The sequence below is a fragment of the Streptomyces griseiscabiei genome, assembly GCF_020010925.1.
Taxonomy (GTDB): domain Bacteria; phylum Actinomycetota; class Actinomycetes; order Streptomycetales; family Streptomycetaceae; genus Streptomyces; species Streptomyces griseiscabiei.
Map to the genome: position 1 here is coordinate 82,186 of NZ_JAGJBZ010000004.1, position 24,861 is coordinate 107,046.

Here is a 24,861-nt window from a genome sequence, read left to right on the forward strand (position 1 = left end):
ACGGGCGCCCCGAGCCCGCTCGCCGCACAGGCCCCGAGCCCGCACCCCGTCGCTACTCGAACCGCGCCGCCAGCAGCACCACGTCCTCCGTGCCGTCGGCCTCGTCGAGGTGGTCCGGCAGGACGGTGCGCAGGATGTGGTCGGCGATCGCGCCCGGGTCGGTGCGCAGGGCCCGGGGGACACCGGCGGCGGCCGCGTGGAGGCGGGCGAAGGCGCGGTCGACGGGGTCGCCCGTGCGCTGGAGGAGGCCGTCGGTGTACAGCAGGACGGTTTCTCCTGGTGCGGCGGTCAGCTCCACGCTCGGTGCCTCCCAGCAGGCGAGCATGCCGAGCGGCGCCGACAGGGACGTCTCCACGAACTCGGTGCGCCGCTCGCCGATCACCAGCGGCGGACTGTGCCCGGCCCCGGCCAGCGTGATCTTGCGCAGCGCGGGCTCGACGTAGGCGAAGAGCGCGGTGGCGGAGCGGGCGGGTTCGGTCAGCCGGAGCAGCAGTTCCAGGTCGGAGAGGACGGCGACGGGGTCCTCCCCCTCCATCACGGCGTACGCCCGCAGCGAGGCCCGCAGCCGTCCCATCGCGGCGATCGCGCTGGCCCCCGACCCCGTGACCGAGCCGACCGCGAGGCCGAGCGCGGCGTCCGGCAGCGGCAGCGCGTCGTACCAGTCGCCGCCGCCGCGCGGCCCGGTGCGGTGTCGGGCGGCGAGCTGGACGCCGGCGACGCGGGGCAGCCGGGAGGGCAGCAGTTCCTCGGCGATGGTCGCCATGCACGCGCGCGTGCGCTCGACCTCGACGAGCCGCGCCAGATGCTCGGCGGCGTACCGCGTGTACAGCCCGACGAGATGCCGCTGCCGCTCGACCGGTTCCGCGGGCTCGTCGTACAGCCAGACCGCGGCGCCGAGGCGGCCGGCTCCCTCCGCGGACACGGGGAGCGCGTAGCTCGCCGCGTAGCCGAGCCGGGCGGCGACCTCGCGGTGGCGGGGGTCGAGTCCGTCCTCGGCGAACAGGTCGGGCTGCGCGATCTCGCCGTCGCCGCCCGGCAGCCCGTCGAGGATGCGGCCGTACGGCAGCGAGCTGCGCGGCACGGTCTCGATGTGCCCGAGGTCGGCGCGGCCGAGGCCGAGGCCGATGGTGGTGTCCGGGCCGAGTCCGTCGCCCGGTTCGAGGACGAGGAGGCCGCGGCGGGCGCCGACGAGAGCGGCTCCGGCGTGCAGGGTCTCCTCCAGGGCGCTGTCGAGTGAGTCCGTGCGGGCCAGACGTTCGGTGAGTTCGTGCAGGGTCGTGAGGTCCGAGACCCAGCCCGCGAGTCTGTCCTGCAGAACGGCCCCGGGAGCGGTGCCCGGTCCTGTGGCGGGAGGGGCCGATGGGGTACCCGGGGCGGCGGGCGCGGGCGCGACAGTGTGTGCGGGGGAGGGAACCGTTGAATCGATTCCAGCCACTTTCGGAGGGTGAGGGGCGTTCATGGTGTCCGGCTTTCCGACCGGTGCGTATTGCTCAAAAGCATCGCAAACCCCCATGTCATTCTGCGCCGCTAGCAGTGTCTCCACATGTACACGCACTCGTGAGGGGATGTCCAGCATTGTCCTGCTGGGATATCTGGTGTCCGTGAGGCCCTGTTGGACATGTGTCAACTTCTTGTCCAGTCCTTTGGAAAAAGCAAAGTTGGCCAAAAAGTGTTGTGGTGAACGGTGTATTGAGGTCGACTGGCCTTGTTCAACAGAGCGTCACAGCGGTCGTGATGGGTACGTACTCGGTGAAGGCCAGGAGTGGCGGAGGCCACGGAACCTGGCGACGGAACCGGGCGTCCTATCCACCGACGACCGAGCCCCATCCTCCCGTGGCGGAGGCGGCGAGCACACGCGGGACAGCAAAACGCCAGGCGCCGCCACCCCTACGCCATGCCCATGCTTTTGACAGACGCAAGTCGACGCAAGCGATGGACGCGGACGTAACCGAGCTCGGCCCACAGGAGTTCCCCTTGTCCGCGACAGGGGTGTGATGCGCCAGCAGGTACGCACAGTGCAGTGAACGACACATGTTGTGATGTGACCCACGGTGTTGCCATGCGTGCAACGGAAAGGACGAGCGCTCATGCGCGAGATCCCCGGAAAGCGACGCAGGCTCCTGTCCAAGCGCAACGGCGGGAGGCCCGAGCTTCTTGAGCAGGCCCTGACGTTCGCGACGGAATGGCAGTGGCCCGTACTCCCGGGGGTGGCGCCGGACCCGCAGGGGCGTGCCCGCTGCGGCTGCCCGGACCCGGAGTGCGTGGTGCCCGGCGCTCACCCCTTCGACCCGCCGCTGCTCGCCGCCACCACGGACGAGCGCATGGTCCGCTGGTGGTGGACGAACCGGCCGACGGCACCGATCGTGCTGACCACCGGTGGTACGGCCCCCTGCGCGGTGAGCCTGCCGGCCCTGGCCGCCTCCCGCGCCCTCGCGGCTCTCGACCGCTCCGGTATGCGCCTCGGCCCCGTGGTCGCGGCCCCGCACCGCTGGGCGATCCTTGTCGCGCCGTACTCCATGGAGCAGTTGGGCGAGCTGCTGTACGCCAAGGACTTCGTCCCCGGTTCCCTCCGCTTCCACAGCGAGGGCGGGTATCTGGCCCTGCCCCCCTCCGAGACCGGTCACGGCCAGATCCGCTGGGAGCGAGCACCGCTGCCCGGTTCGGCCGCCCCCTGGGTGCCCGATGTCGAGGCGGTCGTGGACGCGGTCGTCGACGCCCTCACTCGTACGGGTGTGAGCGCGCCCGAGTTCTGAGCCCGCCCGGCGCGCGCGGGGCCGGGCGCCCCCGGTCGGTCGTTATGTTCCGCATATGCAGCGTCTTCCCGGGGGCCACGGGGCCCCGTCGCGCGGCCGTCACAGCGCTCCTCCACCCCGGAGCCGTAGAGCATCCGACCCGGCGCGCGGCGGGCCGGACCCACGCCGGCTCCGCCTCGCGGGACTGACCGTCGCGGTCGCGGTCGCGCTGGGCCTGCCCCTCGCCGCGTCCGCCGGTCCGCTCGGCGACGTACACACATCCGAACGAGCGCTCACCTCCGAACTCGACCGTGCCGCCGGGCGCCTCGGCGACGCCACCGGTCTCGGCGGCGGCGCCGGGGGCACGGACGGGTCCGGCGGGGACGTCGAGAACTCCTCCGGCTCCGCCGGGCGCGCCGACCCGAAGGCGGGCGGGACGGCCGGGGCGGGCGACCGGAACGACAAGGCGGCGGACGGCACCGAGGCCTCGGACCGCTCCGACGCCGGGGACGCGGCCGACGCCGGGGACGGCGACGGTGCGAGGGGCGACTCCGACGGCTCGTCACGTCTGCTCGGTCTCGGGCTCGCCACCGCCGCCCGCTGCGGTCCCGAACTCACCTCCCCCGACGGCATCGAGGCGCAGACGTGTGTCCTCACCCAGGGCGAGCAGACCTGGGCCCGCACCTACTACCGCAACGCCACCGGGCGGGAGTTGAGCTCGGTCCTCAGCATGATGGCGCCCGGTGGACGCACCGTACGGATGCACTGCGCCGTGGGTGCGCACGACGAGCCCGGGGTGTGTGAGACCCCGAGGGGGCGTACGCGGGGCGCAGTGGGGGCGTACACGGCTGTGGCGGAGTTCGCGGCTCCGGACGGCGGCGGACCGCTGTTGCTGCGCTCAGGGAGCAACTCAGGCCGTTCGTAAGGGCGTTGACGCCGGGCCGGGTTCCGTACAGCGAAGCCGTTCCGGATCCGGGCATGAAAAAAACCCGGTTGCTGGCGACGGGGGATGCACCAGCAACCGGGCTGATGGAACCGTAACAAGAGATCGGCGCTTCGCAAATTCGGTCTTGGCTATTCGGACACGAATTTGCCTGTCACGTAGGGGAGTTGTGACAGGAGTCACCACACTTCCCACGCACTCGCCGGGCCGGCCGCAGGGTCGGCCCGGCGACTGGGTGTCAGCTGAGCGTGACCTGCCGGTTGGTCAGTCCGCCGCGCGCCCGGCGCTCGTCCGGGGTCAGCGGGGACTCGTCGGCCAGGGCGGTGGCGAGCCGCTCGGCGAACTCCGCCGCGGGCTTCTCGATGTCGTCCGCGCCGACGCCGCTGGGGAGGTCCCAGACCGGCACGGTGAGGCCGTGAGCACGGAAGGAACCCACCAGACGGGTGCCCTCGCCGAGGCTGGACCGCCCCGCCGCGTGCAGCCGTGCGAGAGCGTCCAGAAGCCGCTCCTCGGCGTGCGGCATAACCCATCGCAAATGGTTCTTCTCGGGGGTCTCGCACCAGTAAGCGGCGTCGACGCCCGCGAGCTTCACAGTCGGGATCGCCGCGGAGTTGGCCCGCTCCAGGGAGGCGGTCACCTCCGGAGTCGCGTTCTCCGTGTCCGGGATCCAGAACTCGAAGCCCGTGTGCACAACTGGCTCGAACTCACCTTCGGGGTCGAGCAGGTCCTGCAGACGCGGACCCTCGGCCGGGGCGCGCCGGCCCTGAACCGGAGTGCCCGGCTCGGCGACGAGCGCCCGCTGGAGGGTGTCGGCGAGGTCGCGGCTGATGTCGCCGGACGACGTGTCGTTCTGCAGGCCCAGCAGGACCGAGCCGTCGTCGCGGCGCAGCGCGGGCCAGGCCATGGGCAGGACGGTGGCGAGCGTCACCGACGGGACGCCCTCGGGGAGCGCGTCCTTCAGCTTCAGCTCGACGGTGGCGGCGGGCACCAGCTCGCGCAGCGCGATCCAGTCGCCCTCGCCCGGCAGGCCTTCGAACGGGCGCTGCACCAGCTCGGTCACCGCCTGTGCGGCGGCCCGGCCGTGACAGGCCTTGTAGCGCCGGCCGCTGCCGCAGGGGCACTGTTCGCGCGCGCCGACAACCGGAACCTGCCCATCGGTGCCGACGGCGCCGGCTCCGCCGGTGCTCTGCGGGCGCTTGGCCTTGGTCTGGGGTCGCTTCTTGGCCATCGTGGGTGTCTCCCGATCACGGCTCGTCTCGTACTCGCGCGAGCCTAGCCGCTCGTACGACGCCCGACGGGACCCTGTGGACAACGCACCGAGTCGTCCCGGAACCGGTGGATCGGGCCAGGATGTGCCCGCCCGGCCCTGTCCGGCGGGTTCACGTGTGATTGCCGCCCGGTGGGCATCCGCCTCGTCCTGCCCGGTGGATCAGTCCATGTCCTCGAACGCGTCCGCGAAGTCCAGGTCGGGAACGGTGGAGACCGCGGGGGCGACGACGCGGGTCGCGAAGTCGTCCCGGCGGTGGGCGCGGTAGACGTCGTCCTGGACGACGACCCACACCGTGACCTCGCCCCGGGCGTCGTCGCGCACGCCCCAGTCGTCGGCCAGTGCCGTCACGATGTTCAGCCCGCGGCCGCCGTGTGCGGTGACCGAGGGCGTGGACGGAACCGGGCGGGTGGGACCACCGCCGTCCGTCACCTCGACGGTGAGCCGCCCCGAGGGGTCCATGCGCCAGGAGCAGCGCACATCGCCGTCACCGGCGAAGGCCTCGCCGAGCGGTCTGCCGTGTTTGCAGGCATTGCTGAGTAGTTCGGAAAGGATCAGTAGGGCGTCGTCGATGACCGATTCCGCCACACCACCGTCGCGCAACTGATCGCGCATCCGGTGCCTCGCTTCCCCCACGCCCGCAGGGCCATGGGGTACGGCCATGCTCGACGACGTGGGCACCTCCTGTGCCACCACCAACGCCACCCCCGAGACCTCCTTCGCCCCACGCCACGGTGTGAATGCCCCATTGGACTGGACTGGAAACCGGCCGGAACACGTGCTCTGACGCACTCGCCGCGATCGAATACCGACCGAACGCGCCGGTGCACTCCCCGTAGTCGACTGGCCGAATTTCGTCCCTGATATGCCGACTTGTCCCCGAGTGTGGACCGGCCGTCTTGGCGGAATTCTTACCTCCGTCAAGGAGCGTGTGACGGCACTCACGGGGGCCCGCGGGGTGGTAGCAGGTGTGAACAGAGGCGTGTTCGGAACTGTCCCGGGGTGACGTGTTGGAAGCTGTCGGAATCGGGCTGTTGGAAGTTGTCCGGGACCGTGTGCTCGGGACGAGGGGCGCCGTCAGCGGCCGAGTTGCCGGAGGACCTCGCGCGGGCGGTTGGTGATGATGGCGTCGACGCCCAGTTCGACACAGAGGTCGACGTCCTCGGGCTGGTTCACGGTCCACACGTGCACCTGGTGCCCGGCGCTCTTCAGGCGCTCGATGTACGCGGGGTGGCTGCGCACGATCCGGATCGAGGGGCCCGCGATCCGGACACCGTTCGGCAGCCGCCCGTCCCGCAGCCGGGGTGAGACGAACTGCATCAGATAGACCGTCGGCAGGGTCGGGGACGCGGCGCGGACGCGGTGCAGCGAGCGCGCCGAGAAGCTCATGATCCGCACCGGCGACTCGGCGGCCTGCTCCGGGGCGTCCAGGCCGAACCGCTTCAGCAGGACCAGCAGCCGTTCCTCGACCTGGCCCGCCCAGCGGGTGGGGTGCTTGGTCTCGATGGCCAGCTCCACCCGGCGTCCGGCATCGGCCACGAGTTCGAGCAGACGTTCAAGGGTGAGCACGGAGGTGTCCGCCCGGTCCTCGGGGGTGACCTCCCAGTCGGGGGCCTCGTCGCCGTTCTTCCAGGAGCCGAAATCCAGGGCGGCCAGATCGGCCAGCTCCAGGGCGGAGACCGCGCCCCGGCCGTTCGACGTACGGTTGACGCGGCGGTCGTGGACACAGACCAGGTGGCCGTCGGCCGTCAGCCGGACGTCGCATTCGAGCGCGTCCGCGCCGTCCTCGATCGCCTTCTTGTACGCGGCCAGGGTGTGTTCGGGGGCCGCCTCGGAGGCTCCTCGGTGGGCGACGACCTGAATCGGGAGCTGTCGTGCGTGGGTCACCGCGTCATGGTGCCACCGTGACGGGGTACGCGTGGGGGCAGTGACCGTGGACGACCGGGTTCGTACGCACAGTACGCGTCAATAGTCCGATAGATCCTATATAAAGGATGGTCCCGGACCCACAGTCACCGCTTATGGTGCCCTGACGGCTCGTGGGAAAAGCTGACCACACAGAAAACTCGCGCACAGTCTGCTGTGCGACCAAGAACAGTCGACCGCCGACAAGGTGAAGCCGTGGACCGAGGAGAAAAGCTGTGAGCACCGAGAACGAGGGCACCGCGGTACCCCCGGCCCCGTCCGCACCTCCCGTGCCGGTGGAAACTCCCGCTGCCTCCGCGCCGGCCCCGGCGCACGAGCCGAGCGCGGCACCGGCGGAGCCCACCGCCCCGGCGACCCCCGCCGCGACCACCGCCGACAACGCGCCGACGACCCAGCTCCCGCCCGTCCCGCCGACGGCCCCGCAGGACGCGACGGCCCCGCAGGACGCGACCGCCGTGCAGGACGCGACCGCCGTGCAGCCGCGGGTGCCGCAGGTGGAGCCGCCGACGGCTCAGCAGCCGGTGCACCAGCCGCATCCGGAGCTGGTGTCCGCCGGGGCGCCCGGATACGCGGCGGCGCCGGGCCAGGGCCAGGTGCAGGGTCAGGGGCATGGATACGGCGGTGGCTATGGACAGGCGCCCGGTGCGGGCGGGTCCTCCGCGCCCGACGCCGCCTGGCCGCCTCCCGCCCCGCCCGCCGTGCCGTCGTACGCGGACCACGGCGGCGGTGCGTACGCGGACGGCGGCGCGGCCGGTGGGACCGGCGGCACCGGTGGCCCCGGCGGTTCCGGTGACGGCGGCTGGGGCTCCTCGTGGCAGCAGACCCAGCAGCCCGCCCCCAAGCCGGCGGGCGGCAGGCGGGGCGGTCTGGTCGCCGCGATCCTGGTGGCCGCGCTGGTCGCGGGCGGGGTCGGCGGCGGCATCGGCTACACGCTGGCCGACCGCAACGACTCCGGCGGTTCCACGACCGTGTCCGCCTCCCAGAACGGCGGCGACGTCAAGCGCGCGGCCGGCACGGTCGCCGCCGTGGCCTCCTCGGCGCTGCCGAGCACGGTCACCATCGAGGCGTCCGGCAGCGACGGCGAGGGCGGCACTGGCACCGGCTTCGTGTTCGACAAGGAAGGCCACATCGTCACCAACAACCACGTGGTGGCGGAGGCCGTCGACGGCGGCAAGGTGTCGGCGACCTTCCCGGACGGCAAGAAGTACGACGCCGAGGTCGTCGGGCACGCGCAGGGCTACGACGTGGCGGTCATCAAGCTGAAGAACGCCCCCTCGAACCTCCAGCCGCTGACGCTCGGCGACTCCGACAAGGTCGCGGTGGGCGACTCGACCATCGCGATCGGCGCGCCCTTCGGCCTCTCCAACACGGTCACGACGGGCATCATCAGCGCCAAGAACCGTCCGGTGGCCTCCAGCGACGGTTCGTCGGGCAGCAAGGCCTCCTACATGAGCGCCCTGCAGACCGACGCGTCGATCAACCCCGGCAACTCCGGCGGCCCGCTCCTCGACGCCCGCGGCAATGTCATCGGCATCAACTCGGCGATCCAGTCCGCCAGCAACGGCAGCTTCGGCTCCGGCCAGGCGGGCTCCATCGGCCTCGGCTTCGCCATCCCGATCAACCAGGCCAAGAACGTGGCCCAGCAGCTGATCAGGACGGGCAAGCCGGTGTACCCGGTGATCGGTGCCTCGGTCTCCCTGGAGGAGGGCACGGGCGGGGCGAAGATCACGGACTCGGGTGAGGGCGGCGCGGACTCCATCACCGCGGGCGGCCCCGCCGCCAAGGCCGGCCTCAAGCCCGGCGACGTCATCACCAAGCTCGACGACCACGTCATCGACAGCGGCCCCACCCTCATCGGCGAGATCTGGACCCACCTCCCCGGCGACAAGGTCACCCTCACCTACACCCGCGACGGCAAGACCCAGACCGCGGACGTCACCCTCGGCGAACGCGAGGGCGACAGCTGACCCCACCCCGCCCCCATCCGGCCCACGCCCGCCCCCGCTGACCGGCTAGTCTTGTCCCCGCGCGACCACGACTGTGATCGCGCGGGGTGGGTTGCCCGAGCGGCCTAAGGGAACGGTCTTGAAAACCGTCGTGGCAGCGATGTCACCGTGGGTTCAAATCCCACACCCACCGCACTGTGAAACGGCCCCTGACCAGGTATGACGGTCAGGGGCCGTGGTGTTGGCGGGGGCTACGAGATGCGGGGTGGGGGTGGGGCGCGGATTCTGGTGGGGACGGTGTCGACGGCGGAAGGAGCCGTTATGTCCATGATGGACAAGCTCAAGCAGATGCTGAAGGGTCACGAGAGCCAGGCCGGGCAGGGGATCGACAAGGCCGGGGACTATGTCGACGGGCGGACGCAGGGCAAGTACAGCGGGCAGGTCGACTCGGCGCAGGAGCGGCTCAGGCAGCAGATGGGCTCGGAGCAGACGGGGCAGGGCGACACCGGCCGCGAGGACCCGCCCCGGTAGGGGTGTGGCGCTGACGGCGCGGCCGGCGGGGTCGGTCAGTCCAGGCCGTCCCCGTCGGCCTCGGCCGACTCCCGTGCCGCGATGATCTCCGTCTCGTACCGGTCGATGACCTGTTCCGCCGTGCGGCCGGTGGTCTTCGCTACCTCGTCGATCGCGGCCACCGCCCAGTTCGCCAAGGAGAGTGCGAAGGCGAGGAGTTGGTCGTCTCCGTAGGCGCGCCTGACCGTCAGGAGATAGGCCAGGTTCAGGTAGGGGACGAGATCGGGTTCCGTGACGTGGCCCGTGCTCGTCCGCATCAGTTCGATGGTGGTCTCGGTCGCCTCCGCGCGGAGCGGGAGCAAACGGTCCCGCTCCACGTGGACCTCGGCCAGTAACTCCTGTCGCAGTTCCTTGTCCAACGCGCCCCCTCCGGAGTGGTTCAGTTCGTCCGGTTCAGTGCTTCCCGGCTTCCCGGCTTCCCCGGTTCCAGGTTCCAGTTCTGTTCTTCCAACGACCGGCGTCCGGAAACCCGGCACCGGTCGTCCGTGCGACGGGGGCAGGACGGCGGGGTGCCTCGACTCATCGTTCTTGTCCGCGTCCACGCCCGCGCCCCGACATCCGTGCCGCCGAGGCGATCGTCGACCGTGCCTCGCGTTCCGTGAGGCCGGTGCGTACGGCGGCTTCGAGCAGTGCGTCGGTGAGGTCGGGGCCGAGGCCGTTCTCGTAGGCGCGGCAAGCGGCCCAGAAGAGGCGGGTGTTGCGCTGGCCTGCTTGGGCGGTCAGGACGAAGTGGATCAGGCCGTGGCCGTGGCTGGGGCCGTGGTTGTCGGGTGGGCCTCCGCCGGTCGTGCCGGAGGCGGCGCCCGTGCGGGGCGGGGGCAGCAGGAGGTGGAGCAGGGTCGGTGGGCAGGGGGCCGGGGGCAGGTGGGCCGTACCGGGGGCCGTGCCGTAGACGCCGTGGTCGGTGCGGGAGCCGGGGCCGACGAGGTAGCCGCCGGCGCCGCGGATGTCGATGCCGGGGGCGAGGCGGCTCGCGGAGTTGGGGACGACGACGTCGGGCGGGCCGGTGAGCCAGAGGTGGCGCCCACCGCTGGGGGTCAGCACGACGACCGTCTCGGGGATCGTGAACAGGTGCCGCAGCGCCAGTTCGCGCAGGGCGGCCGAGGAGTCCGTACCGGATTTCGTGTCGAGGTCGACGCCGATGAGGTGGTGGGGGTGGACGCCACAGGCGATGCCGTAGCCGGTGGCCCAGGGGGCGGCGGCGAAGAGTTCGCGGACGCGGTGGGGGTCGGTGGAGGCGTCGTACACGCCGTGGCCGAAGCGGCCGCATTCGCCGTGGCAGGGGGGCGGGGTCGGATCGTCGCGGTGGGGGGATCGCAGGGCCGGGAGTTTCGCGCGGGACAGGGGGATCACCGCCAGTCCGCGCTCGGCGGCGGAGAGGGCATGTGCCAGGGCCAGGGTGCCGGTCTGCCGGTCGATGGTGGCCATGACTTTATGTTCGTACTCATGTTCGATAAAGGGAAGAGGGTTCGGGGTGTGCTTTCGGCCGTCGAGGGCCTGTTCGCAGGTTGGCCGGAAATGTGCCGGAACGCTTCGCCCCTTGTCCTGCTTAATCTTGCTGTCGTGCGGGACCTTCGTCCGGGCTGAGCTGGGAGTTCCTTGATCCAAGGGGGTTTATCGACTTGTCATCACGCTTCAGGGGGAATGGGGCCTTCCGGGGTGGTTCGCCGGGGATTCGGTGGGCAACTCTTGATTCGCGACGTCGAAGACCCGCACCGAGGCGGTCGGCCAACTGCCCCGGGGCAACCCGTACTTGTGTGAAAGTCCCTGGAGGAAATGCACATGGCAAGCATCCGTACCGCCCGCGTTCTCGCCGCCGTCTCGGCGCTCCCGCTCGCCGCCGCCCTGTTCACCGGCGTGGCGACGGCCGACAACGGCTCGTTCGCGGACAACGGATCGAACGCCGGCGTGGCGAACATCGTCGGCAGCGGTGTCGGCCACGACAACAACGGAAACTCGTCGACCTCGCAGCAGCAGGCGAACGGCTCGGGCGCCTCGAACCAGAACAACACCGCCCAGGTCAACGGCTCCGGCTACACGGCCATCGACCAGAAGAACGCCGTCGTCAGCTTCACCAACCTCTGGTGACCCCTCCGGGGGCGGGCGGAGGCCCGGGGCGCATGGATGAGGTCGCCCCGGGCCTGAAGGCCCGGCCCTCGCACGCGGGACGTGTGGGACACGTCTGTGGGGTGTGACACGCCTGTGCGGCGGTGCTTCGGCACCGCCGCACAGGCGTTTTCGCGGTCTTGACAGTTGCGGCGTCGGTTCCTTCAATCTGACGGACAGTCAGATTGTTCGGACCGGAGGGGGCTGCGGCGATGGTCGAGGACCTGTTGTCCGTACGGCTCAAGGCCTACGAGGGGCGCGCGGCCGTCCTCGGCGGCCGAGGCAAGGATCCCGTCAACTCGCCCATGATCAGGCACTGGTGCGAGGCCCTGGGGGACACCAACCCCGCGTACACCGGGCCGGACGCCGTCGCCCCGCCCACCATGCTCCAGGTGTGGACGATGGGCGGGCTGAGCGGGCACGAGACCCGCGCTCCGGCGTACGACGAACTTCTCGCGCTGCTCGACGGCGCCGGGTACACCTCCGTCGTCGCCACCGACTGCGAGCAGGAGTATCTGCGGGCGCTGCGGCCGGGGGACGAGATCGCGTTCGATTCCGTCGTCGAATCGGTGTCGGAGCGGAAGACCACCAGGCTGGGGGCCGGCCACTTCGTCACGACTCGGACGGACGTGCGGGTGGGCGACGAACTCGTCGGCACCCATCGCTTCCGGATCCTCAAGTACGCCCCGGCGGCCGGGCCGACGACCGGACCGGGAACCGGGGCGGGAGCCGGGGCGACGCGCGCATCGGGCAGGCCGGCGTCCCGGGAACAGCCCGAGACGACAGAGACGACCGAGGCGCCCGAACGGCCCCGCCGCCCCCGTCCCGTCGTCAATCGCGACAACTCCGGCTTCTGGGAGGGTGTCTCGCGCCACCGGCTCCTCATCCAGCGCTGCGCCGGCTGCGCCACGCTCCGCCTCCCCTGGCTGCCGGGCTGCAACGCGTGCGGATCGCCCGACTGGGACACGGTCGAGGCGTCCGGCGAGGGGGTCGTGTACTCGTACGTCGTCATGCACCACCCGCCCTTCCCGGCCTTCGATCCGCCGTACGCCGTCGGGCTGATCGAGCTGGCGGAGGGGGTGCGGATGGTCAGCAACGTGATCGGGGTGCCGTACGACAAGGTGCGGATCGGGATGCCCGTACAGCTCGAATTCGCGCGCTGCGACGAGGAACTGGAGCTTCCGCTGTTCCGGGTGACGGGGGAAGGGGTGGGGGCGGAATGAGGGTCGAGGCCGGGCAGGTGCTGCCGTCGCTGGAGATCGAGATCACGCGCACGCTCGTCGTCGCTGGGGCGATCGCCTCGCGCGACTACCAGGACGTGCACCACGATCCGGAGCTCGCGCGGCGACGCGGGTCTCCGGACGTGTTCATGAACATCCTGACGACGAACGGGCTGGTCGGGCGGTATGTCACCGACCACTTCGGACCCGCCGCCGTGCTCCGCGGCGTGGCGATCAGGCTGGGCGCGCCCAACTACCCGGGCGACACGATGGTGTTGACCGGCACCGTCGTGGCGGTCGAGGGGATCGAAGGCGGCGGTACGGCCACGGTCAAGGTCATCGGCGAGAACGGCATCGGCAGACATGTCACCGGCACGGTGACCGTGACCCTGGGGGTGGCGGAGTGAGCGTACGGACCAGGGACCGGCTCGGCGGGCGGGCCGCGATCGTCGGGATCGGCGCGACCGACTTCTCCAAGGACTCGGGGCGCAGTGAGCTGCGGCTGGCCGTGGAGGCGGTGCGGGCGGCGCTCGACGACGCGGGGCTGGCGCCGGCGGACGTGGACGGGATGGTGACGTTCACGATGGACACCAGCCCCGAGATCACGGTCGCGCAGGCCGCGGGCATCGGTGAGCTGTCCTTCTTCTCCCGTGTCCACTACGGCGGTGGCGCCGCCTGCGCGACCGTGCAGCAGGCGGCGCTCGCGGTCGCGACGGGCGTGGCGGAGGTCGTGGTCTGCTACCGCGCGTTCAACGAGCGCTCGGGGCGGCGGTTCGGCTCCGGCGTACGCCACCGTGAGCCGTCGGCGGAGGGAGTGGCGCTCGGCTGGACGCTGCCCTTCGGGCTGCTCACGCCCGCCTCCTGGGTGGCGATGGTGGCGCAGCGCTATCTGTACGCGTACGGGCTGACCCCCGAGGTGTTCGGTCATGTCGCCGTGGTCGACCGCAAGCACGCGGCGACGAACCCGGCGGCCTACTTCCACGGCCGCCCCCTCACCCTCGACGAGCACGCGGCCTCGCGCTGGATCGTCGAACCGCTGCGGCTGCTGGACTGCTGCCAGGAGACGGACGGCGGCCAGGCGCTCGTCGTGACCTCGGTGGAGCGCGCCCGGGATCTGCCGAGGCCGCCCGCCGTGGTCGTGGCCGCCGCCCAGGGCGCGGGCCGGGCGCAGCAGCAGATGACCGGCTTCTACGACAGCGATCTCACCGGCCTGCCGGAGATGGGCGTCGTCGCCCGCCGGCTCCGGCGCACCTCGGGGCTCGGCCCCGGCGACTTCGACGTGGGCATCCTCTACGACCACTTCACCCCGTTCGTGCTGATGCAGCTGGAGGAGTTCGGGTTCTGCGGGCCCGGCGAGGCGGCCGGTTTCGTCGCGGAGGAGCGGCTGCCGCTCAACACCCACGGCGGGCAGCTCGGCGAGGCGTATCTGCACGGGATGAACGGCGTCGCGGAGGCGGTACGGCAGCTGCGGGGCACCTCCGTGAACCAGGTGCCCGGCGCCGGACGGGTCCTCGTCACCGCGGGGACGGGCGTGCCGACCTCGGGGTTGGTGCTGGGGGCGGACGGGTGAGCGGTCCGGGTGTGGCGGCCGGGAGGAACTTCGGGCACCCTGGGGACCGGCGGGGCCGGTGTGATCCGTGCCGTACAACCCTGGCAGGTGTTTCTCAGGGGTACACCCTCAGTACCCGGGGTCCGTTCATCCACCTCCAGTAGGTGAGGTCTGCCCCACTCCTACAACCTGAGGGGGATTCGGCTTCGGGACCTGCGGCCGATCCGCCGGGCGAGGCCCGCTCCTAGCGTGGAGCCATGACCACACCCGTCTGCACCAGCGCTTCGAAGGCCGCTGCACCAGTGCCGCGGACCCTGTCGGCCTCGGCCCACCCCACCGCGACCCGCTCCGCTTCGGCCCGCCCCACCGCGACCCGGCCGGCTTCGGCCCGGTCGGCGGTGGCGAGCGTGTCGACCGCGGCGAGTGGCTCCACCGTGTCGAGCCTGCCGAACTTGCCGAACCTGTCGACCCTCTCGCACCCGTCGCACGCGCACGCGTCGTATCCCTCGTACCCGTCGTTCTCGGCGTACGTGAAGGCCCGCCAGCCGGTGCTGCTGCGGACCGCCCGGTCGCTGACGGCGAACCCGTGCGACGCCGAGGACCTGCTGCAGACGGCGCTGGCCAAGACGTATGTCGCGTGGGAGCGGATCGAGGACCACCGGGCCCTCGACGGCTATGTGCGCCGGGCGCTGCTGAACACGCGGACCTCCCAGTGGCGCAAGCGCAAGGTGGACGAGTTCGCGTGCGAGGAGCTGCCGGAGCCCGAGGGCGTCCAGGCAGCCGACCCGGCCGAGCAGCAGGCGCTGCACGACGCGATGTGGCGGGCGATCATGAAGCTGCCGGCGCGGCAGCGGGCGATGGTCGTCCTCAGGTACTACGAGGACCTCAGCGAGGTGCAGACGGCCGAGGTGCTCGGTGTCTCGGTGGGCACGGTGAAGTCGGCGGTGTCGCGCGCGCTGGGCAAGCTGCGCGAGGACCCGGAGCTGGCACCCGTGCGCTGAGCGGTCACCGGGGTCCGTGGACTCCGTGCGCCGCGACCGGTTGCCGAGGTCCCCGGAACTTCCGTGCGCCGAAAGGCCGACGGGGTCCCGTGGAACCCGTGCGGCGGCCCGTTCGTTGGCCCCTCGTGCCGCTCCCGCCCACCGGCCCGCCGGGTGACCCGCTCTGATCGATCATCCTGCCCCCTAGTGACATACCGATCGGTATGTGAGCAGAATCAGCGCAACCGTTACCACCGCGTAGGCAGAGCCGCCCCGGGAGGACGCCGTGCTGAGCACCATGCAGGACGTACCGCTGTTGATCTCCAGGATCCTGACCCATGGGTCGAGCATCCACGGGACGTCGCAGGTGATCACTTGGACCGGCGAGGGCGAGCCCGAGCGCCGCTCCTACGCCGAGATCGGCGCCCGCGCCGCGCAGTTGGCCCACGCCCTGCGCGAGGACCTCGGCGTCGACGGCGACGAGCGCGTCGCCACGCTCATGTGGAACAACTCGGAGCATGTGGAGGCGTACTTCGCGATCCCCTCCATGGGGGCCGTCCTCCACACCCTCAATCTGCGGCTGCCCCCCGAGCAGCTCGCCTGGATCGTCAACCACGCCGCCGACCGTGTGATCATCGCCAACGGCTCGCTGCTGCCCCTCCTCGCGCCGCTCCTCCCGCACCTCAAGCCGGTGGAGCACGTCGTCGTCGCCGGGCCCGGAGACCGCTCGCTGCTCGCCGGAGCCGGCGTCCAGGTGCACGAGTACGAGGACCTGATCGCCGGCAAGCCGACCACCTACGACTGGCCCGAGCTGGACGAGCGCTCCGCCGCGGCCATGTGTTACACCTCCGGCACCACCGGCGACCCCAAGGGCGTCGTCTACTCCCACCGCTCGATCTATCTGCACTCCATGCAGGTCAACATGGCCCAGTCCATGGGCCTGACGGACGCCGACCTCTCGCTCGTCGTCGTCCCGCAGTTCCATGTGAACGCCTGGGGGCTGCCGCACGCGACCTTCATGACCGGCGTCAACATGCTGATGCCGGACCGGTTCCTGCAGCCCGGCCCGCTCGCCGAGATGATCGAGACGCTGAAGCCGTCGCACGCCGCCGCCGTGCCCACCATCTGGCAGGGCCTGCTCGCGGAGCTGACCGCCCGCCCGCGCGAGGTCGCCTCGCTCACCCAGGTCACCATCGGCGGCTCGGCCTGCCCGCCGGCCCTCATGGAGGCCTTCGACAAGCTGGGTATGCACGTCTGCCACGCCTGGGGCATGACGGAGACCTCTCCGCTCGGCACGATCGCCCGGCCGCCCGCCCATGTCGAGGCGGGTTCGGAGGAGGAGCTGGCCTACCGCCTCACCCAGGGCCGCTTCCCCGCCTCCGTCGAGGCCCGTCTCACCGGCCCCGGTGGCGAACGCCTCCCCTGGGACGGCGAGTCCGCCGGTGAGCTGGAGGTCCGCGGCCCCTGGATCGCGGGCGCGTACTTCGGCGGCCAAGGCGCCGAACCCGTCCGCCCCGACGACAAGTTCAGCGAGGACGGCTGGCTGAAGACGGGCGACGTCGGCACGATCAGCCCCGACGGCTACCTCACCCTCACCGACCGCGCCAAGGACGTCATCAAGTCCGGCGGCGAGTGGATCTCCTCGGTCGAGCTGGAGAACGCCCTCATGGCCCACCCGGATGTCGCCGAGGCCGCCGTAGTCGCCGTGCCGGACGAGAAGTGGGGCGAACGCCCGCTCGCCACCGTCGTGTTGAAGGAGGGCTCCACCGCCGACTTCACCACCCTCCGCACCTTCCTCGCCGAAGACGGCCACATCGCGAAGTGGCAGCTCCCCGAGCGCTGGACGATCATCGAGTCGGTGCCGAAGACGAGCGTGGGCAAGTTCGACAAGAAGGTGCTGCGACGGCAGTACGCGGAGGGCTCGTTGGACGTGACACAGATCTAGGACGCGTCGCGGTACGCGAGGGTGGGGCGATGTTTCACGTGAAACATCGCCCCTTATCCATGTGCTGTATCCATGTGTTGGGGAATCAGTTCGTGCCGACTCGTGCCAGCAGGTCCACGATCCGGGTCTGTACCTCGGGGCTCGTCGAGCGCTCCGCGAGGAACAGGACCGTCTCCCCCGAGGCCAGACGCGGCAGTTCGGACTGGTCGACGGCGGCGGTGTAGACGACGAGCGGGGTGCGGTTCAACTGGCCGTTCGTGCGCAGCCAGTCGATGATTCCGGCCTGGCGGCGGTGCACCTGGAGCAGATCCATCACCACGAGGTTGGGCCGCATCTGCGCGGCCAGCGTCACGGCGTCCGCGTCCGACGCGGCCCGCGCGACCTGCATGCCACGCCGTTCCAGCGTCGCGGTCAGGGCGAGCGCGATCTCCGCGTGCTCCTCGATGAGCAGGACGCGCGGCGGGTGCTGCTCGGAGTCGCGCGGTGCGAGCGCCTTCAGCAGGATCGCCGGATCGGCACCGTAGGCCGCCTCACGCGTCGCCTGGCCGAGCCCCGCCGTCACGAGGACGGGGACCTCGGCGGCCACGGCGGCCTGGCGCAGCGACTGGAGCGCCGTGCGGGTGATGGGCCCGGTCAGCGGGTCGACGAACAGGGCGGCCGGGTAGGCGGCGATCTGGGCGTCCACGTCCTCGCGGGAGTTCACGATGACGGGCCGGTAGCCGCGCTCGCTCAGCGCCTGGTGGGTCGTCACGTCCGGCGCGGGCCACACCAGCAGCCGGCGCGGGTTGTCCAGCGGCTCGGGCGGCAACTCGTCGTCCATCGGCTGCGGATGCGGCCGGTCGGGGACCTCCACCGCGCCACCGGGACCGTCGAGCGGCTCGGGACCTTCGTCCGCGTTCTCGTCGGGTGCCCCTATGGCGTACGACCGCCCGGCGCCCTCCGTACGGCCGGTCAGCCGGGACTGCCCCGCGAGGGACGGCTGCGGCGGGAGCGGGACCTGTCCGGCGAGCGAGGGCTGCGCCGGCAGCGGGGCCTGGCCCGTCGGCGAGGGCTGCGGCGCCTGGGCGCCCGCCTGCTGGGGCTTGCCCGAGGCCTGGGCGGGGGGCGGGGTCTGTCCGGTGGCGAGCCGGAGGCCGCTGCCGTTGGTCAGGGTGGACTGGGGGTGGGGGCGTGCGGCCGTCTCGGGGCGGTCGCCGGTCGCCTGGGGCGGCGTCCCGAGCTTGCGGCGCCTGCCGGAGCCACCCGGCTGGTTCGGGGCGGGTGTGGCTCCGGTCTGGGGCTGGGCCTGGGCGCCCGCCTGTGCCTGCACCTGCGCTTGGGCCTGCGCCTGGGGACTGCCCTGGCGGGAGAAGGGGACGCCCTGACCGAGCGTCCGGACGCTGATGGCCCGCCCGTGGGTGGAGTTGGGGTCCACGGGGGCGGGGGAGGCGGGCGCGGCGGCCCGCGCTTTCGGCGTGGCCTGTGCCTGCGCCAGGGTCTGTGCTTGAACCTGCGCCGGGGCCGCGGCTTCGGCGGGCAACGGCTGTGCGGCGCGCGGCTGCTGCTGCACGGCGACCTCCGGCGGCAGGGGGGTGCCCGAGGAGGGGGTGGACTGCGGCGGCAGCGGCGCCTGCGGAGCGGTTACGGGGATGCCCGCGCCGGAGGTCGCCTGGCGGGGGTCGGGCCAGGACTGGGGCTGCGGCTGGGACGCCCCGGGGGTCTCGGCCTGAGCGGAAGCCTGAGCGGAAGCCGGCTGGGCGGGGGCGGGCTGCTGGGCGCCTTGGACGCCCTGCCCGGCCTGGACGCCCTGTGAGGCCTGCACGCCTTGTACAGCCTGGACTCCCGGCACTCCCGGCACTCCCGGCAGTCCCGGTGTTCCCGGCACGACGACGGAATGGCCGAGGGGGCCGCCCTGTGGAGGCACCTGCTGGCCACCGGGGACGCCCTGCGGCGGGACGGCGCCCTGAGCGATGACGGGCTGTCCGGGCTGGACCGACTGCCCGGGCTGTCCGGGCTGTCCGACGGCGGGCTGTCCGGGAGCCGCCTGCCCGGGGAGGGCCTGAACGGCGGCTGCCCGGGCGCCCTCCTGGGGAGGGGAGGCCTGCGCGGCGGCGACCCCGGCCGGGACGGGCTGTCCGGGAGCGGTGCCGACGGCCTGGGCGGCCACCTGCTGCGGGCCGCCCGGGGCACCCTGGGCGGACACGGGCTGCGCGGTCGCCACCGCCGAGCCCTGCGGAGGCACCGGCTGCCCCGGCCCGCCCTGCGGGGGGATCCCCTGAGCGGGCGCGGCCTGGGCCGGCATCCCCTGCGCGGGTGCCATCGTGACGACGCCGTCACCCGGCTGCTGAGCGGACTGTCGTACCGCCCGGCGGCGGCCGGTCGGGGTGGGCACCGGGTGCGGCTGCGGCGGGGTGTGGTCGTCGCCCGGGTGGTGCGCGGCGGAGTCATGGCGACCGTCGTCGACACCGGCGGCCGGGGCGCCCTCACCGTCGTATCCCTCCCCGCCCTGCACGGGACCGGGTCCGGCGGCCGGCGGCATCGGCATGGGCGCGCCCGGCGCACCCGGTCCCGCGGGCAGCGGAACCGGGCCCAGCGCGGCGGCCTGTGCGTACTCGGGGCCCCGGTCGGCCTCGGCCGGCGGCAGCGCGAAGACGGCTCGCGCGCCGGGCTCGGGCGCTGCGGGGCGCTCCTCCGGGCCGGTGAGCGCGCGACGACGGCGCCCGGTGGGCTGCTGTGCGCCGGACGCCTCGCCGGAGCCGGAGCCGGCATCGGCGGCGGTGGCCTCGGCGACCGGCCCCGGCCCCGCGGGCAGTGCCGGCGGCAAGGCGTTCTGTGCGGCGGGCTCCCGGCGCGCGCGCCGCCCGCTGGGCGCGGGCACACCCTGCGGCGGCACCGTCCCGCCCAGTCCGTTGGCGGTCGCGGCGGCACCCGCGGCGTGTTCGGCGGCCATCACGACCGCCCCCTCGGCGGCCACGGACTCCCCGGCGCCCTCGGCCGAGGCGACCAGCCCACGGCGCCGCCCGGTCCCCATGGCACCCTCGGCCTCGCCGCCCTGCCCGGGCACGGGCCCCTCACCGGCGCCGGCCGGCTGCATCCCGTGGGCCGCGTCGGCCGCGACCGCGGCCTCCTCCGCCCTGCGTCGGCGCCGCCCGGTCGGGGCGGCGGCCTCGATCTCCTGGGCCTCGGGCGCGTCCTCGCTCTCCAGGAACGCGTCCACCGACGACCGCCGCGCCCGGCGCCGCCCGCCACCGGCGGGGGCCTGCTCGGGAAGGGCGACCTCGGCACCGGTGGCCACGGTCCCGGCGCCGGCCTCGGCGACCACCGCGGGGGGCAGCGCCTGCGCGGGCACGGCCCCGGCGCCACCGCCCAGCGGCACCTCCAGCACATACGCGCTGCCGCTCATTCCCGGCACCTCGACCGTCTGGAGCACACCACCGTGCGCCCGGACGATCCCCTGGACGATCGGTTGGTGCACCGGGTCTCCCCCGGCGTACGGTCCGCGGACCTCGATCCGGACGACCTCACCGCGCTGCGCGGCGGCCACGACGACGGTGTTGTCCATGTAGCCGCCGGCGGACAGGGGCGCGTTGCCCGTCGCGTCGACTCCGGCGACATCCGCGATGAGGTGCGCGAGCGCGGTCGCCAGCCGCACCTGGTCCACCTCGGCCTCGATGGGCGGCGCGTGCACGGCGAACTGCACCCGCCCCGGTCCGACCAGCTCCACGGCCCCGTCGACACCGGCCGCCACGACCGCGTCGAGCATGACGGCCGTCCGTACGAGACCGTCCTCGCCCGCGTCGATCCGCTGATAGCCGAGGACGTTGTCGATGAGGGTGGTGATCCGTGAGTACCCGGCGGTCAGGTGGTGCAGCACCTGGTTGGCCTCGGGCCACAGCTGCCCGGCGTCGTCGGCGGCGAGCGTGCCCAGTTCACCGCGGAGTTGGTCGAGCGGGCCGCGCAGCGAGGTGCCCAGCACCGCGAGCAGCTGATCGTGCCGCGCGGCCAGCGCCTCGTACCGGTCCTTCTCCCGCTCACCGAGGGCCGCGTACCGCTCGTCCCCGGCGGCGAGTTCTTCGGCGTGCTGCTCGCTCAGCTCGGCCAGCTCGGCGGCGTGCTCCTCGCGTACGCCCGCGAGTTCCTCCGCGTGCTCCTTGGCGAGCCGCTCCAGCTCCTCCGCGTGCGTCTCGGCCTCGGCGTCCTTCTCCTCGGAGAGCTTGTCGTACGGCCGCCGGTCGGTGAACGTCATCACGGCGCCGACGAGCTGATCCCCGTCACGCACCGGCGCGGTCGTCAGATCGACCGACACCTTCTCGCCGTTCTTCGCCCACAGCACCTGCCCGCGCACCCGGTGCTTGCGCCCGGACTTCAGGGTGTCCGCGAGCGGCGACTCGCCGTACGGGAAGGGGGCGCCGTCCTCGCGGGAGTGCAGCACGAGCGTGTGCAGCTCGCGTCCGCCGAGGTCACTGGCCCGGTAGCCCAGTATCTGCGCGGCGGCCGGATTGACGAGGACGATCCGTCCGTCCGTGTCCGTCCCGACCACGCCCTCGGACGCGGCCCGCAGGATCATCTCGGTCTGCCGTTGCGAACGCGCGAGTTCGGCCTCGGTGTCGACGGTGCCCGAAAGATCCCGTACGACCAGCATGAGCAGCTCATCGTTGGCGTAGCCGTAACCGTCGTACGCCTGCTGGCCGTTCTCCAGATTCGCGCTTGTGACCTCGACCGGGAACTCGCTGCCGTCGGTCCGGCGGGCGGTCATCCGGGTCGGCTTGGTCCGCCCGGTCGGGTCCATGGTGTCGGGCCGCCGCATGGAGCCCGGGATGAGCCGCGAGTCGAACTCGGGCAGCAGATCCAGCAGGCCGCGTCCGACCAGCGCGGTCCCGGGGGCCTCGAAGGCCTCCAGCGCGATCGTGTTGGCGTTGACGACGGTCCCGTTGGCGTTGACCAGCACCAACGCGTCGGGCAGCGCGTCCAGTATGGCTGCGAGGCGAGCAGCGCCTCGGGATGGCCTGCTGCTCACGAGACGCTTCCTCCCTGTTACCGCACCTTGCCGACCGCTGGGCCTTCGGCCATCTTGCCAACCGGCCCGCAACGTGTCACGCGAGGGAGTCTACGGGCAGAGGTTGCGCTCGCGACGCCGGATGAGAGGGAGGTCGCACACCGAACGTACGGAGATGCCGTGACCGCACGAACGCGGATGCCGTGACCGTGCGTTTTGCCGGAGGGCCCGGTCGGCGGCACAAATGTACGGGCTGTGCACGGCTGTGGAGAGGCCGGTCCGCCCCGCCGCCCGGGTGGCCGGATTCCCTCCCCTCTCCTTCCTCTGCCTCTCCCTCTGCCTCCCCTTCCTTCTCAGGCGCCGGTGTCCGGCAGTACGGGGACCATCGCGTCCCAGCGGGCGATCTCGCAGCCGTCGCCGCGGTCGAAGCGGGCGTCGACCCGGCGGCCGGCCCAGGTCCCGGTGACATGCGCGGTGGCCGGACCGCCGTACTGCATCGTGCACACGCTGCCGGACTCGACCGGGGCGAACGGGTCGGTCCCCCAGACGGTGCGCCGGTCGAGCCGCCCGCAGGCGTCCCGCACGGCCGGGTGGGTGCCGCCCCCGGGGTGGCAGCGCAGTTCGAAGGTCCCGTCCGCGCCACCGCCCACTCCCCGCACCGTGACGGACAGCCGGTCGCCGGGGCCGGCAGCGGGCATGGGCAGCGTGACCGGTGACATCGCATCGGCGGCGTACGCCTCCGGCGCCTCCGGCGCGAGCGTGCCGGCCGCGGCCGCGGCGAGTGAGGCGGCGGCACCGAGGAACAGCCGACCGAGGGCGGCGGAGCGGCGACCGGGCGGAGCCGAGGGGGAAGGCGACGGCGAGGGAGGCGTGGAGGAAACCGTGGAGGAAGAGGATGACGAAGACGGGGCCGAGGAGACGGAAGGGCTGGGCGACGTGACCTGACTCATGACCTGACTCATGACCTGAGTAACGCCACGCCCGCCCCACGGTTGCGGCACCGGCCCGCCCGGGCCCGCCCCGTCCGCGACCACTCCCGAACTGCGGCCGAACCGCTCCCGACGTGCCATACGGCTTTGCCCTGCGGCCTCTCCGCCTAGTACCGTGGGAGGCGATTGGTGACAGCCCACTCGGCTGTGTCATCATCTGCACGCACCACTCGCGCTCGCGCGGGGGGTTGTGCTGGAGGCGTCGCCTAGTCCGGTCTATGGCGCCGCACTGCTAATGCGGTTTGGGACTTCAATCCCATCGAGGGTTCAAATCCCTCCGCCTCCGCGCGTGATCACCGAAGCCCCGGTCCACCCGACCGGGGCTTCGCCGTTCCCACCCTTGCCCCGAAGCCGCCCCAGAAGGCGTTTTCGCAGCTCACAAGGGGTACGGCAAACGGATTTCACATGGCGACGGCAGTCATGTAATGTTCTTCCTGTCGCCGCGAGCGGGCCGAAAGGGCCAGGACCGGCAGAAAACAAAACAAGCACTCGTAGCTTAACGGATAGAGCATCTGACTACGGATCAGAAGGTTGCAGGTTCGAATCCTGCCGAGTGCACAGCAGACCAGAGGCCCTGTGGAGTGATCCACAGGGCCTCTGGCTTTTGCGTTGACGGCAGTGTTTGACGGCAACCGTGGATCACGCAGGGACAGGACAGCCGCTCAGGGTCGCCGCTTTCGTCTCATCTGTTGCCATCAGCTCTCTCGTTCCGATAGAACCCGATACGCGCGGATCGTCATGCCCTGGCCGCTGCTGAATGCGACGTGCGCACGCCGTCCTTCTGGCGGATGTCGCGGATGGACGGCGGTCCCGCACCCCCGTCGGATTCCCGGGGGTCGATCATGGGCACCAGGGGGGTATCACCGCATTGGCAATGACCAGAGGCGAAAAGGGATGGTTCGGTGGCGTAAGCGTTTTGGCCGTGGTGCTGCTTCTGCTGCTACTCAGCTCTTGTGGCGCTGACTGTGAGGACGTGGCGGCGGCGCCGGGTGCGACGGTCACTGTCACGGCCACACCGGGCCGACCCGGGAGCCAGGTCGGGAAGAGCGTCGACAGTGCCTCGGAGAGAGCACGACAGAGCGGGTTGAGCGTTGCCGTCCATGACGCCAGCAATCAGGACGAGACTCCAGGCGGGGACTGGACGGTGTGCTTCGAGAAGGCGACCTTGAGCAAGGTCGACTTCGCTGCCGTCCCGGACGGGGCACCGTGCCCGAAGAAGGACGGCCGACGCATTCCCTGGCCGAAGATGCCGAACGTGAAGGGCGCCACGTACGCCAAAGCAGTGGAGAAGCTGCGGGATGCCGTCGGTGACGTGGACATCAAGGCTGCCTACGAGGACGAGGCGGCCTACGACACGAACAACGATGATGGTGACTACGCGAACTGGAAGGTGTGCTTCCAGAGCGTCAAGGCCGGGACCGCTCTGCCGTACGAACCAGATGTCACCCTGCACGCCGTGGAGAAGGGCGAGGCGTGTCCGTCATCGAAGGGGCTCTACAAGGACCCCACGAACGATCCGGACTACGTCGAGCCCGATTACGCCGACCCCGACGACGGATCATCTGCGGACGACGGAAGCAGCGGCGGCAGCGGTAGCGGTGGTAGCAGTGAGAAGGACTACTACCCTGGCGACAAGGGTGGATGCCCACCCGGCGGTTGCTACAACCCGTGTCCGCCCGGAGGCTGCCGGTAAGGCGCAGAGGCCCGCGCCGA

Annotated in this window: 21 protein-coding genes and 3 tRNA genes; 15 read left to right on the forward strand and 9 right to left on the reverse strand. The window is 72.0% G+C overall.

The window, feature by feature from the left end:
• Positions 1-52: 52 nt before the first annotated feature.
• Entirely contained in the window at positions 53-1,576 is a 1,524-nt protein-coding gene (locus J8M51_RS39740) for a PP2C family protein-serine/threonine phosphatase (RefSeq protein ID WP_086764200.1), read from the reverse strand.
• Between the two features lie 511 nt (positions 1,577-2,087).
• On the opposite strand from J8M51_RS39740, the gene J8M51_RS39745 reads away from it, so the two are divergent.
• Together J8M51_RS39745 and J8M51_RS39750 are read left to right on the forward strand one after the other, a co-directional pair.
• The gene (locus J8M51_RS39745) at positions 2,088-2,753 is read left to right on the forward strand and encodes a bifunctional DNA primase/polymerase (RefSeq protein WP_086764202.1); all 666 of its coding nucleotides are present in this window, start codon (positions 2,088-2,090) and stop codon (positions 2,751-2,753) included.
• A gap of 55 nt (positions 2,754-2,808) precedes the next feature.
• Positions 2,809-3,657, forward strand: a complete 849-nt coding sequence (locus tag J8M51_RS39750; protein WP_398857832.1) for a hypothetical protein — start codon at positions 2,809-2,811, stop codon at positions 3,655-3,657.
• A gap of 256 nt (positions 3,658-3,913) precedes the next feature.
• On the opposite strand, the gene J8M51_RS39755 is transcribed toward J8M51_RS39750, so the two are convergent.
• The 3 genes from J8M51_RS39755 to J8M51_RS39765 all read right to left on the reverse strand — a co-directional run bounded on the left by J8M51_RS39755 (position 3,914) and on the right by J8M51_RS39765 (position 6,829).
• The gene (locus J8M51_RS39755; RefSeq protein WP_086764204.1) at positions 3,914-4,903 is read right to left on the reverse strand and encodes a DUF5926 family protein; all 990 of its coding nucleotides are present in this window, start codon (positions 4,901-4,903) and stop codon (positions 3,914-3,916) included.
• Between the two features lie 201 nt (positions 4,904-5,104).
• Positions 5,105-5,647, reverse strand: a complete 543-nt coding sequence (locus J8M51_RS39760) for an ATP-binding protein (protein WP_308114333.1) — start codon at positions 5,645-5,647, stop codon at positions 5,105-5,107.
• Positions 5,648-6,019: 372 nt separating this feature from the next.
• On the reverse strand, positions 6,020-6,829 hold the full coding sequence (locus J8M51_RS39765; RefSeq protein ID WP_267299919.1) for a glycerophosphodiester phosphodiesterase: 810 nt from the start codon (positions 6,827-6,829) through the stop codon (positions 6,020-6,022).
• 254 nt (positions 6,830-7,083) lie between these two features.
• Between J8M51_RS39765 and J8M51_RS39770 the strand changes: the two genes are divergently transcribed.
• The 3 genes from J8M51_RS39770 (at position 7,084) to J8M51_RS39780 (ending at position 9,345) form a co-directional block, all read left to right on the forward strand.
• A complete protein-coding gene (locus J8M51_RS39770) occupies positions 7,084-8,835 on the forward strand; it encodes a S1C family serine protease (RefSeq protein ID WP_267299920.1) in 1,752 nt (583 codons plus the stop codon).
• 85 nt (positions 8,836-8,920) lie between these two features.
• A tRNA-Ser gene (locus tag J8M51_RS39775) sits at positions 8,921-9,007 on the forward strand.
• A 128-nt stretch (positions 9,008-9,135) separates the two neighbouring features.
• A complete protein-coding gene (locus J8M51_RS39780) occupies positions 9,136-9,345 on the forward strand; it encodes an antitoxin (RefSeq protein WP_086765194.1) in 210 nt (69 codons plus the stop codon).
• Positions 9,346-9,380: 35 nt separating this feature from the next.
• Here J8M51_RS39780 and J8M51_RS39785 read toward each other — a convergent pair whose 3' ends face one another.
• Positions 9,381-9,743, reverse strand: a complete 363-nt coding sequence (locus tag J8M51_RS39785) for a hypothetical protein (protein WP_086765191.1) — start codon at positions 9,741-9,743, stop codon at positions 9,381-9,383.
• A 160-nt stretch (positions 9,744-9,903) separates the two neighbouring features.
• Positions 9,904-10,812 carry a bifunctional DNA primase/polymerase gene (locus J8M51_RS39790; RefSeq protein WP_267299921.1) on the reverse strand — a complete coding sequence of 303 codons (909 nt, stop codon included), beginning with the start codon at positions 10,810-10,812 and terminating at the stop codon, positions 9,904-9,906.
• A gap of 354 nt (positions 10,813-11,166) precedes the next feature.
• Between J8M51_RS39790 and J8M51_RS39795 the strand changes: the two genes are divergently transcribed.
• From J8M51_RS39795 to J8M51_RS39810, 4 genes are all read left to right on the forward strand, one after another.
• Positions 11,167-11,472, forward strand: coding sequence for a hypothetical protein (locus J8M51_RS39795; protein WP_086761353.1), 306 nt, complete (start codon positions 11,167-11,169; stop codon positions 11,470-11,472).
• A gap of 230 nt (positions 11,473-11,702) precedes the next feature.
• Positions 11,703-12,713 (forward strand): bifunctional MaoC family dehydratase N-terminal/OB-fold nucleic acid binding domain-containing protein, encoded by a 1,011-nt coding sequence (locus J8M51_RS39800; RefSeq protein WP_086761351.1) that lies wholly within the window; start codon positions 11,703-11,705, stop codon positions 12,711-12,713.
• Positions 12,710-13,117 (forward strand): MaoC family dehydratase, encoded by a 408-nt coding sequence (locus tag J8M51_RS39805; protein ID WP_086761349.1) that lies wholly within the window; start codon positions 12,710-12,712, stop codon positions 13,115-13,117. The genes J8M51_RS39800 and J8M51_RS39805 overlap by 4 nt, the downstream gene beginning before the upstream one ends.
• Positions 13,114-14,280 carry a lipid-transfer protein gene (locus J8M51_RS39810; protein ID WP_086761347.1) on the forward strand — a complete coding sequence of 389 codons (1,167 nt, stop codon included), beginning with the start codon at positions 13,114-13,116 and terminating at the stop codon, positions 14,278-14,280. The genes J8M51_RS39805 and J8M51_RS39810 overlap by 4 nt, the downstream gene beginning before the upstream one ends.
• Positions 14,281-14,503: 223 nt before the next feature.
• On the opposite strand, the gene J8M51_RS39815 is transcribed toward J8M51_RS39810, so the two are convergent.
• Entirely contained in the window at positions 14,504-14,692 is a 189-nt protein-coding gene (locus J8M51_RS39815; protein WP_086761346.1) for a hypothetical protein, read from the reverse strand.
• 1 nt (position 14,693) lies between these two features.
• Here J8M51_RS39815 and J8M51_RS39820 point away from each other — a divergent pair, with 1 nt between their 5' ends.
• Both J8M51_RS39820 and J8M51_RS39825 read left to right on the forward strand, forming a co-directional pair.
• Positions 14,694-15,260: a SigE family RNA polymerase sigma factor gene (locus J8M51_RS39820; protein WP_398857836.1), complete on the forward strand. Its 567-nt coding sequence runs from the start codon at positions 14,694-14,696 to the stop codon at positions 15,258-15,260.
• Between the two features lie 265 nt (positions 15,261-15,525).
• Positions 15,526-17,184 carry a long-chain fatty acid--CoA ligase gene (locus J8M51_RS39825; protein ID WP_179203379.1) on the forward strand — a complete coding sequence of 553 codons (1,659 nt, stop codon included), beginning with the start codon at positions 15,526-15,528 and terminating at the stop codon, positions 17,182-17,184.
• 85 nt (positions 17,185-17,269) lie between these two features.
• On the opposite strand, the gene J8M51_RS39830 is transcribed toward J8M51_RS39825, so the two are convergent.
• The gene (locus J8M51_RS39830; RefSeq protein ID WP_267299922.1) at positions 17,270-22,180 is read right to left on the reverse strand and encodes a hybrid sensor histidine kinase/response regulator; all 4,911 of its coding nucleotides are present in this window, start codon (positions 22,178-22,180) and stop codon (positions 17,270-17,272) included.
• Between the two features lie 332 nt (positions 22,181-22,512).
• A complete protein-coding gene (locus J8M51_RS39835; RefSeq protein WP_256965177.1) occupies positions 22,513-22,965 on the reverse strand; it encodes a subtilase-type protease inhibitor in 453 nt (150 codons plus the stop codon).
• Between J8M51_RS39835 and J8M51_RS39840 the strand changes: the two genes are divergently transcribed.
• The 4 genes from J8M51_RS39840 to J8M51_RS39855 all read left to right on the forward strand — a co-directional run bounded on the left by J8M51_RS39840 (position 22,856) and on the right by J8M51_RS39855 (position 24,841).
• Complete coding sequence (locus J8M51_RS39840) at positions 22,856-23,104, forward strand: hypothetical protein (protein WP_256965178.1); 249 nt, start codon at positions 22,856-22,858, stop codon at positions 23,102-23,104. The two genes, J8M51_RS39835 and J8M51_RS39840, sit on opposite strands and share 110 nt — an antisense overlap.
• A 239-nt stretch (positions 23,105-23,343) precedes the next feature.
• Positions 23,344-23,434, forward strand: a tRNA-Ser gene (locus J8M51_RS39845).
• Positions 23,435-23,633: 199 nt separating this feature from the next.
• A tRNA-Arg gene (locus J8M51_RS39850) sits at positions 23,634-23,706 on the forward strand.
• A gap of 316 nt (positions 23,707-24,022) precedes the next feature.
• Positions 24,023-24,841, forward strand: coding sequence for a PASTA domain-containing protein (locus tag J8M51_RS39855; protein ID WP_179203188.1), 819 nt, complete (start codon positions 24,023-24,025; stop codon positions 24,839-24,841).
• The last annotated feature ends 20 nt before the right edge of the window (positions 24,842-24,861 follow it).

Excerpts from the sequence above, each read along its gene's own strand:
- J8M51_RS39740 (WP_086764200.1), bottom strand. The coding sequence starts at position 1,576 with ATGCTGGACATCCCCTCACGAGTGCGTGTACATGTGGAGACACTGCTA.
- J8M51_RS39745 (WP_086764202.1), top strand. The coding sequence starts at position 2,088 with ATGCGCGAGATCCCCGGAAAGCGACGCAGGCTCCTGTCCAAGCGCAAC.
- J8M51_RS39750 (WP_398857832.1), top strand. The coding sequence starts at position 2,809 with ATGCAGCGTCTTCCCGGGGGCCACGGGGCCCCGTCGCGCGGCCGTCAC.
- J8M51_RS39755 (WP_086764204.1), bottom strand. The coding sequence starts at position 4,903 with ATGGCCAAGAAGCGACCCCAGACCAAGGCCAAGCGCCCGCAGAGCACC.
- J8M51_RS39780 (WP_086765194.1), top strand. The coding sequence starts at position 9,136 with ATGTCCATGATGGACAAGCTCAAGCAGATGCTGAAGGGTCACGAGAGC.
- J8M51_RS39790 (WP_267299921.1), bottom strand. The coding sequence starts at position 10,812 with ATGGCCACCATCGACCGGCAGACCGGCACCCTGGCCCTGGCACATGCC.
- J8M51_RS39795 (WP_086761353.1), top strand. The coding sequence starts at position 11,167 with ATGGCAAGCATCCGTACCGCCCGCGTTCTCGCCGCCGTCTCGGCGCTC.
- J8M51_RS39800 (WP_086761351.1), top strand. The coding sequence starts at position 11,703 with ATGGTCGAGGACCTGTTGTCCGTACGGCTCAAGGCCTACGAGGGGCGC.
- J8M51_RS39805 (WP_086761349.1), top strand. The coding sequence starts at position 12,710 with ATGAGGGTCGAGGCCGGGCAGGTGCTGCCGTCGCTGGAGATCGAGATC.
- J8M51_RS39840 (WP_256965178.1), top strand. The coding sequence starts at position 22,856 with ATGGGCAGCGTGACCGGTGACATCGCATCGGCGGCGTACGCCTCCGGC.
- J8M51_RS39855 (WP_179203188.1), top strand. The coding sequence starts at position 24,023 with ATGACCAGAGGCGAAAAGGGATGGTTCGGTGGCGTAAGCGTTTTGGCC.